This window comes from Trebonia sp., assembly GCF_030042015.1.
Classification (GTDB): domain Bacteria; phylum Actinomycetota; class Actinomycetes; order Streptosporangiales; family Streptosporangiaceae; genus Trebonia.
In genome coordinates this window covers 1-8,093 of record NZ_JASIAL010000570.1, presented here as the reverse complement: position 1 = coordinate 8,093, position 8,093 = coordinate 1, and the positions used below count along the sequence as shown (strand labels likewise).

At 73.5% G+C, this 8,093-nt stretch carries 7 protein-coding genes and 1 pseudogene; 5 read left to right on the top strand and 3 right to left on the bottom strand.

Annotated elements, in window-relative coordinates; translation table 11 throughout:
* The 5 genes from Q1N79_RS30300 to Q1N79_RS30280 form a co-directional block, all read left to right on the top strand.
* Positions 1 to 1,402 (top strand): CHAT domain-containing protein (locus Q1N79_RS30300; protein WP_300614553.1); only part of this gene is annotated, 1,402 nt, incomplete at its 5' end.
* An 88-nt stretch (positions 1,403 to 1,490) separates the two neighbouring features.
* Positions 1,491 to 1,907, top strand: a complete 417-nt coding sequence (locus Q1N79_RS30295; protein WP_300614552.1) for a hypothetical protein — start codon at positions 1,491 to 1,493, stop codon at positions 1,905 to 1,907.
* Positions 1,908 to 2,051: 144 nt separating this feature from the next.
* Positions 2,052 to 3,827 (top strand): long-chain fatty acid--CoA ligase, encoded by a 1,776-nt coding sequence (locus Q1N79_RS30290; protein WP_300614551.1) that lies wholly within the window; start codon positions 2,052 to 2,054, stop codon positions 3,825 to 3,827.
* 54 nt (positions 3,828 to 3,881) lie between these two features.
* Positions 3,882 to 5,372 carry a cysteine--tRNA ligase gene (gene cysS / locus Q1N79_RS30285; RefSeq protein WP_300614550.1) on the top strand — a complete coding sequence of 497 codons (1,491 nt, stop codon included), beginning with the start codon at positions 3,882 to 3,884 and terminating at the stop codon, positions 5,370 to 5,372.
* Positions 5,373 to 5,376: 4 nt separating this feature from the next.
* On the top strand, positions 5,377 to 5,898 hold the full coding sequence (locus tag Q1N79_RS30280) for a hypothetical protein (protein WP_300614549.1): 522 nt from the start codon (positions 5,377 to 5,379) through the stop codon (positions 5,896 to 5,898).
* 31 nt (positions 5,899 to 5,929) lie between these two features.
* Here Q1N79_RS30280 and Q1N79_RS30275 read toward each other — a convergent pair whose 3' ends face one another.
* The 3 genes and pseudogenes from Q1N79_RS30275 to Q1N79_RS30265 form a co-directional block, all read right to left on the bottom strand.
* Entirely contained in the window at positions 5,930 to 6,334 is a 405-nt protein-coding gene (locus Q1N79_RS30275) for a P-II family nitrogen regulator (RefSeq protein WP_300614548.1), read from the bottom strand.
* A gap of 105 nt (positions 6,335 to 6,439) precedes the next feature.
* Positions 6,440 to 7,636 carry a crosslink repair DNA glycosylase YcaQ family protein gene (locus tag Q1N79_RS30270; protein WP_300614547.1) on the bottom strand — a complete coding sequence of 399 codons (1,197 nt, stop codon included), beginning with the start codon at positions 7,634 to 7,636 and terminating at the stop codon, positions 6,440 to 6,442.
* Positions 7,633 to 8,093: pseudogene (locus Q1N79_RS30265) on the bottom strand (putative protein N(5)-glutamine methyltransferase); the annotation flags it as partial. The gene Q1N79_RS30270 and the pseudogene Q1N79_RS30265, both read right to left, overlap by 4 nt.

The window sequence follows — 8,093 nt, the reverse complement described above, 5'->3', positions numbered from 1 at the left end:
CGCCGCGCTGGCGCAGCTGCGGGCCGGGCTGGCCGCGCTGCACGCCCGCCGCGGCCAGCTGGGCAGCCTCGACCTGCAGACCGGGACGGCGGCGCTTGGCGCCGAGCTCGCCAACTGCGGCCTGCGGCTCGTCCTCGATCACGGTTCCGCGTGGCAGGTTTTCGCGTGGCTCGAACGGTCGCGTGCCCAGTCGTTCCGGGTCCGCCCGGTCCGGCCGCCCGCCGACCCGGAGGCAGCCGCGGTGCTCGCCGAGCTGCGTCAGCTCAGCTTCCTGATCCGGACCGCCGAGCTGGGCGGCGCGCCACCCGACCCGGCCCACCTGACCAGGCGCGCCGAACTGCAACGTCAGGTCAGGCAGCGTAGCTGGCGGGCCATCGGGCCGGGCGGGGCGGTCGCCGCGGCGCAGGCCGGCGCGGTCGCCGCCGCGCTCGCGGAAAGCGGGCAGGTGCTGGCCAGCATCGCCGTCCGCGACGGGCACATGCTCGCGGTGACGATCGCCGCCGGGCGGGTGCGGCTGACCGCTCTCGGCGACTTCGGCGCCGCGGCGGAGGCGGCGCGGCGGCTGACCGCGGACCTGGACGCGCTGGCCGGGCGCCGGCTCCCGACCCGGCTTGAGGCGGTGATCAGGGAGTCGGTCCGGCGGCAGACATCGGTGCTCGACGCCGAGATCGTGGCGCCGCTGCTGCCCGTGCTCGGCCAGGCCGGCCTCGTCATCGTCCCGGTAGGCGCGCTGGCAGGCGTCCCGTGGGGGATGCTCCCCGGGCTGCGCGGTCGCCCGGTCACGGTCTGCCCGTCCGCCTCCTCCTGGCTGGCCGCCTGGCGCGCCGCCGCAGGCTTCGCGTCCGCCGCGCCCGCCCCCGCGTCCCGCCCGGTGCTTGTGGCCGGCCCAGGCCTGGAACACGCGGTGCCCGAGGTCACCGAGATCGCCGCCGTCTACCCGGGCTCCCGGCCGCTGGTCGCCGCCGCCGCGACGGTGGACGCGACGCTGCGCGCGCTCGACGGCGCGCCGCTGGCGCACCTGGCCGCGCACGGCCACCACGACAGGGAGAACGTCCTGTTCTCCCGGCTCGACCTGGCCGACGGGCCGCTGATGGCCCACGACATCCAGGGGCTGTCCGTGCCGCCCAGGCAGGTCGTGCTGTCCGCCTGCGACGTGGGCCGCACCGTCGTCAGGCCAGGAGAGGAGATCCTCGGCTTCACGGCGGCGCTGCTGCACATCGGGACGCCCACGGTCATCTCGAGCGTGAGCCGGGTCGCCGACGACGCCGCGCTTGGCATCATGACCGCCTATCACCGCGCGCTGTCGGCGGGCTCCCGCCCCGCCGAGGCCCTCGCGCTGGCGGGGATCCCCGCGTCGGCCGGCGAGCCGCTCACCCCGTTCGTCTGTTTCGGTACCGGATGACCTGTATCCAGCGGGGGTGCCGGCCCTCTATATCAGCGCCGGAATTCTTCCGGCATACGGGAAGAAACATCGCAAGGGGGCACAAGGAATGCCTAACTTCAACGACGCCGAGATCACGGACATCTTCGTCAGCCAGGTGACGACGCCGGCAGTCGAGGACGACGCGCCGAACGCGCCGAACGGCGGGCCGTACGACGTCACCGTGGAGATGGTGGCAGGCACCGGGGTGCAGACGGAGGAGTACACCCTGCTCATCAGCTGCGCCGACATCACGACGATGGCGCCCGCGCCGGGGCTGGTGCCGACCGGCCCAGCCTTCGCCAACCCGGGCAAGTTCGGGGCCTCCGCGGGCTGGACGCCAGGCGCCCAGTTCGCCACGTTCGCGGCAACCGCGACCGTGGGACCCGGGACAAGCGGGAACGTCTACCAGTACACCGCCTCCCTCCTGAGCGCCAACGGTCAGGTGGTGTCGATCAGGCAGAGCGACCTGTTCGTCCTGATCTAACTGATCTGAGCCGGACCTGGCCAGGACGGCGACATGAACATCGGGGCCTGGCGGCTGGCCCGCCCTCCGTACGGGGGGGCGGGCCAGCCGGTTTACTCCCTGGCCACCTAGCCACCGCACGGCTGAGGGGTGACAATGTTCGGCATGTCCACACTGGAGTGGTCAGGAACGCCGGCAGGCATCGCCGCGGAGCGCGCCGCGATCGAGGCCGAGATCGCCGACAGCACGCTGCTCACCACGTACGCCGGCACGGTCGCGGCGGCGCCGGATGCCGAGGCCCACCGCTGGCTCGAAGACGGGCAATGGCGGTCGCTGACCTACCGCGAGGCGCATGAGCAGGTACGCGACCTGGCGCTCGGTCTCGGCGTGATCGGCTTGCGGGCGGGCGAGTTCGCGGTGATCTGGTCACGCAACCGGCCGGAGGCGACGATCGCGGACTACGCCGTCATGCATGCCCGCGGCGTCCCCGTGTTCATCTACCCCACGGTGTCCGCCGAGCAGGCCGCGTATATCGCCGGCCATTGCGACGCGAGCGTGGCCATCGTGGAGCGCGAGTTCCTGCCCAGGCTGATGTCAATCCGGGGCCAGCTGCCGAAGCTGCGCCAGGTCATCGTGATCGACGGCGGCAGTGCCGATGCGATCGGCTGGCCGCGGCTGGCCGGCCTTGGCCACGGCGAGGCGGAGCGCTCGCCCGGCCTTTTCGAGCAGACCTGGCGTCAGGTGGAAACGGACGACCTGGCCACGCTCATCTACACCTCAGGCACCACCGGGCAGCCGAAGGCGGTCATGCTCACCCACCGCAATGTGCGCTTCCTGCAGCTGTCCATCGACCGGGTGCTCCCGCGCGAGGCGCAAAGCGACGACGACGGCTCCGCCCGGCTGATCTCCTACCTGCCGGTGGCGCACGTGACCGCCCGGGCGGTGGATCACTGGGGCGCGATGGCCTACCCGATCACGCTGGCGCACTGCCCGGACCCCAGGCAGCTGTTCCAGGTCGCCGGGCAGGTGCACCCGACCACCCTGTTCGCGGTCCCGCGGGTCTGGGAGAAGCTGCATGCCGCGCTGCGGACCGCGCTGCCCGACGTAGCCCCTGCCGCTGTCCGCGCCCTGCCCGAGCAGGTCAGGCAGGCGGTACTCACCCGGATCGGCCTGGACCGCTGCCGCCTGGCCTCCAGCGGCGCGGCGCCGCTCGACCCGGCGATCATCGAGTTCTACCTGGCGCTCGGGCTGCCGTTCACCGAGGGCTGGGGGATGACCGAGCTGTCGATGGCGGCGACGATCGCCGCGCCGGGCCGGACCCGCGTCGGCGCGGTCGGCACCGCGCTGCCCGGCATGGAGCTGCGGGTCGCCGACGACGGCGAGGTGCTGGTCCGCGGCCCGCTCGTGATGGGCGGCTACTACAAGGACCCGGAGCAGACGGCGGAGGCGGTGGACGCGGACGGCTGGATGCACACCGGCGACGTCGGGGAAGTCGACGCCGACGGCTTCCTGAAGATCACCGACAGGAAGAAGGAGCTCATCGTCACCTCAGGCGGGAAGAACATCTCGCCCGCCCTCATCGAGTACGAGCTGCAGCGGCACCCGCTGGTCGGCCAGGCGTGCGCGATCGGTGACCGGCGTAACTACGTGACCGCGCTGATCGTGCTCGACCCCGAGGCCGCCCCCGCCTGGGCGCGCGAGCACGGCATCGAGGCGGCGTCGCCGGCCGACCTCGCCCGGCGTCCGGAGGTGCTCGCGGAGATCGAGCGCGCCGTCGCCGCGGCGAACTCGCACCTGGCCAGGCCCGAGCAGGTCCGCCGGTTCCTGGTGCTGCCGAACGAGTGGACGGCCGAGACCGGCGAGCTCACCCCCACGCTGAAGCGGCGCCGCCGGGTGATCACCGACCGTTACGCCGCGGAGATCAGCCGCCTGTACGAGTAAATAACACCCCCCTCCCCTCCGCCCCTATCATGGCTTGCGACATAGGGAGGGACAGTGACGACCGGTCACCAGCTGCGGCTCTACAACTCGCTCGGACGGCGGACGGAGGACTTCACGCCGTCCGCGGCTGTCGTAGGCCTGTACAGCTGCGGTCCCACCGTCTACTCGTTCCCGCACCTGGGCAACATGCGGGCGTATGTGTTCGCCGACACGCTGCGTCGCACGCTGCGCTGGAAGGGCCTGCCCGTCCGCCACGTCACCAACATCACCGACGTGGGACACGCCGTCGCCGACAGCGACACCGGCGAGGACAAGCTCGAGGTCGCGGCGGCACGCGAGCGCCGTTCTGTGGCCGACATCGCGGCTTTCTACACGCAGGCGTTCTTTCAGGACATCGCCGCGCTGAACGTGCTGCCCGCCGATGAGTACCCGCGGGCCAGCGAGTACGTGCCGCAGATGATCGAGTTCGCGGCCCGGCTGCAGGAGAAGGGCTACGCCTACCTGCTGCCGTCCGGGCTGTACTTCGACACGTCCAAATCGCCTGGGTACGGCGCGCTGGCGATGATGGACCTGGCCGGGCAGCGGGAGGCCGCGCGGGTCGAGCACGTCGAGGGCCGCAGGAACAAGACAGACTTCGCCCTGTGGCGGGCCGAGGAACCCGGGGTCCGCCGCGTCATGCGCTGGCAGTCGCCGTGGGGCTGGGGCGCGCCGGGCTGGCACCTGGAGTGCTCGGTAATGTCGATCGCGCTGCTCGGCGAGCACTTCGACATCCACACCGGCGGGGTGGACCACCGCGAGCTGCACCACGTCAACGAGATCGCGCAGAGCGAGGCGTACCTGGGCGACGGGCGGCCGTGGGTGCGGTTCTGGCTGCACAACGAGTTCCTGCTGATGAACGCGGCCAAGATCGCCAAGTCGGCGGGCGGCGGCCCGCGGCTGGCCGACCTCGAGCAGGCCGGCTATCACCCGATGGCCTACCGCCTGTTCCTGCTCGGCGGCCACTACCGCAGCCAGCTCGACTTCACCACGCAGGCGGTCGACGCCGCCCAGGCGACGCTGCGCCGGCTGGTCGCCCGCGTCGCGCTCCTGCGCCCGCTGCCCGTGGCCGAGACGCTCGCGGCGGCGCGGGCGCTGCTCACCGACGACGAGGCCGGTGACCGCGACAAGGCCGCGGCGGGATACCTGGACCAGCTGGACGCGGCGATCTCCGCCGACCTGGCGACGCCGAAGATCCTGGCCGCCCTGCAGGACTCGCTGCGCGACCCCGACGTCGGCACCGAAGGGCTGCGCGTCGTCGTCGCGGCCGCCGACGCGCTGCTCGGCCTGCGCCTGGCCGACCTGGACCCGCGCGCGATCGACCGCCGCCGCTCGGTCTCCGACCTCGACCCGGCCGAGGTGGCGGCGATCGAGCGCCTCATCGCCGAACGCACCCGGGCCCGCGGCGAACGCGACTGGCCCCGCGCCGACGAGATCCGCGCCGAACTGGAAAGGCTCGGCGTCCAGGTCACCGACACCCCCGCCGGCCCCGCCTGGGAACTGCGCTAGCCGCATGACAGAGCCGGACCCGCAGGCCACGGTCCCGTCCGCCATGAGCGCCCCTGGTACCGGCACCGTCACCGACGCCAGGCTGCTGGCCGCGCAGCTGTTCAACGAGACCTGGCGGCTGCTCGAGCAGGAGAGGCGGACCAGGGCCGACGACGACCGCATGATCCACGCGGCGCATGCCTCCCGCTATCACTGGGGCCAGGTTCCCACCGCGACCCCGGCGCACCTGGCCCGCGGCGAATGGCAGATCTCCCGTGTCTACGCCGTCCTCGGGCGCGCGGAGCCCGCGCTGCACCATGCCCGGCGGGCTCTCGACCTGTGCCAGGAGAACGGCATAGGCGACTGGGATCTCGCCTTCGCCTGCGAGGCGCTGGCCCGCGCCCACGCTGTCGCCGGGGACGCCGGACTCGCCAGGGAGTACACCGACCAGGCCCTGGCCGCTGCCGCGGACATCGCCGAGCAGGAAGACCGCGACCTGCTCATCACCGACCTGGAAACCATCCCCGGCCAGCCGCGGTACTGGTAGCGCTCGACGTACTGCCCGCGCACCCGGCGGCTCACGCCGCGGCGCCGTCGCGCTCGCCGGTCCTGACCCGCAGCACGCTGTCCACGGGGCAGACCCAGATCTTCCCGTCGCCGATCGTGCCGGTGTTGACCGACTTGGCGATCGCGTCGGCCACCGGCCCGGCCGCCTCGTCGGCGACGATAACGTCAACGCGCAATTTGGGCAGCATCAGGATCGGGCGATCCGCCGGATGGACGGCGGCCTGGTACCCGTACTGCTGGCCAAACCCGCGGACCTCCGTCACGGTCATCCCGCGCGCCCCGGCGCCGGTCACTGCAAGCGTCACGTCGTCGAGCCGTTCCGGCTTGACGATCGCGGTGATCAGCTTCACCTCGCACTCGACCCCCTTCCCGTCGTCCGGCAGCCTGGTGAGCCAGCCCCCGCGGCTGGCCGCCACGGCTACGGCAAAAGCATCCCTCGGGCACCGCTCGCGCCGGAGAGGCTAACGTCCCTGAAGTGCCGGCCGTGCGGGCAAAGACCGGCTATGACCGGCTATGACCGGCTAAGCGGACAGCTCGCGTTCCAGCGGGGTGCGGAAGCGCGGCGTCACCCGGGCAGCGCCCAGCCAGGACTCCAGCCGGGCCGCGTGCGCGGCGATGGCGGCCGACGCCTCCGCGCCGACGTCCTCAAGCGCCCGCCAGGCAACCTCGCCGGACGCGCGCTGCGCCCAGCCGCCCACGACGCGGCCCGCCCACCAGACCGTCGGCCCGATGTTGCCTGTGCGGTCGAACAGCGCCCCGCCGTGCGGACCGAGGAACCAGCCGCGCGACTGCCAGCCCATCGGGGTAGGGTCAAGCGCCGGCAGCAAAGCCGCCGCCGGGCCGGCGCGATCCCCGAAATCCTCGTCGCCTGCGAGCAGGATGGCGGGCTGCCCGTCCAGGTCCGCCTCCCGCACCGGCAGCGCGGCAAGCGCGGCCCTGGTCTGCGCGGCGGTCCAGCCGCCCCACCACTGCAGGTCGGAAACGGGCGCGGGCCCGAACGCGAGCAGCCACCGCCGCGCCAGCTCGGTCCGTGCCGCCGCCGCGTCAAGGCCGGCGCCGTCCGCCCCGCCGGCGCCATCCGGGTCGGCCAGCCACGCCTGCGCGGGGAACCACTCGAACTGCCCGGACGACCAGCCGCCGCGGCGGTGTCCGCGGATCATGTGCCCTTCGGCGGCGAGCAGCACGAGCACCCGGCTGGTGATGTTCGCCGCCCCGCCGTAGCTCTTGTCCGGCACGTAAACGAGCTGCGTCCGCAGCCGCGGCTCGTCGGCTGACAGCTGCGCGCCGGTCGCGCTGCCCCGCGCGGCGAGCGCCCGCAGCACGCCCGCCTCCGTGTCCCGCAGCCAGCCGGCCACGTCCGCCCCGCCGATGCCCCCGTTCCCCAGGTCCCGCTCCAGTTGCCGCCGCAGCCGGCGTGCGACATCGTCCGTGCAGGCCCGCTGCACGACAGGCAGGAGCGGGGCCGGAACCACGAACATGGTCCGGCGCATTCCCAGCATCCGAACGATCCCTCGCGTCTCAAACAGCGCCTCGTCCACCGCCACCGTGCCGGCCGCCTGGGTGCGGGCCCACGCCGACAGGTACACGGTCACCGGGTCGGTGGCGTGCAGTGCGACCACCGACTCGGCGGCCTCGGTGACCGTCGCGGCGGGCGCGGACAGCCGGTGCCTGGCCATGAGCCTGGCGCGGCGCTGCGCGGCGCTGACCCGGATGGTCACGGTGCTTCCCCCGTGACCACCGTGGCGCCTTCCCCGGCGCAGCCGTGCACCCGCGCGGTCAGGCCGGCCGCGGACATCGCCGCCGCCATCGGCGGCGCCTGGCGGTCGCTGGTCTCCACCAGCAGGCGGCCGCCACGCGCGAGCCAGCGTGGCGCCTGCGCCGCCACCCGGCGCAGCACGGCCAGCCCGTCCAGACCCCCGTCGAGGGCGGCGCGCGGCTCGTGGTCACGGGCTTCAGGCGGCAGCGTGCCGATGTCCTTGGTCGGCACGTACGGCGCGTTGCAGATCAGGATCGTCACGCGGCCGCGCAGCGCCGCGGGCAGCGGGGCGAACAGGTCGCCAAGGTAGACGCGGCCACCGGCCGGCTCGACGTTGCGCCTGGCGCAGGCCACCGCGGCCGGGTCGATGTCGGCGGCATGCAGTTCGGCCGCGCTCGCCCGGCCGTCGCCGGCCGGGC